This is a genomic window from Lysinibacillus zambalensis (genome assembly GCF_040183165.1).
In the GTDB taxonomy this organism is placed as follows: Bacteria; Bacillota; Bacilli; order Bacillales_A; family Planococcaceae; genus Lysinibacillus; species Lysinibacillus zambalensis.
Map to the genome: position 1 here is coordinate 1 of NZ_JBEGDG010000096.1, position 500 is coordinate 500.

The window sequence follows — 500 nt, forward strand, 5'->3', positions numbered from 1 at the left end:
TAATAATTATTATTTTTTTATTTTATTTTTATATTTTATTATTATTTTTTTTTTTTTTTTATTATTTTTTTTTTTTATTTTTTTTTTTTTTTTATTTAATATTTTATTTTTTTTTTTTTTTTTTTATTATTTTTTTTTTTTTTTTTTTTTTATTATTTTTTTGATTTTATTTTTTTTTTTTTGTTTTTTTTTTTTTTTTTTTGTTTTTTTTTTTTTATTTTTAATTTACTTTTTTTTTTTTTAGCCCCCCCTAGAAAACTGGATAAAACGACATTGAAATAGTAACAAACACATATAATTTTTAAGTTATTTTAGGCTTAATAACTTGGTTAAGTTATAAAGGGCGCACGGCGAATGCCATGGCACTAGGAGCCGATGAAGGACGGCACTAACACCGAAATGCTTCGGGGAGCTGTAAGTGAGATTTGATCCGGAGATTTCCGAATGGGGGAACCCTCTACGTTTAATCGCGTAGTATCTTGACGTGAATACATAGCGTC

1 rRNA gene is annotated in these 500 nt (G+C 23.2%); it reads left to right on the forward strand.

The annotated features are described in order from the left end of the window. Positions 1-327: 327 nt before the first annotated feature. A 23S ribosomal RNA gene (locus ABNX05_RS26210) occupies positions 328-500 on the forward strand; the annotation flags it as partial.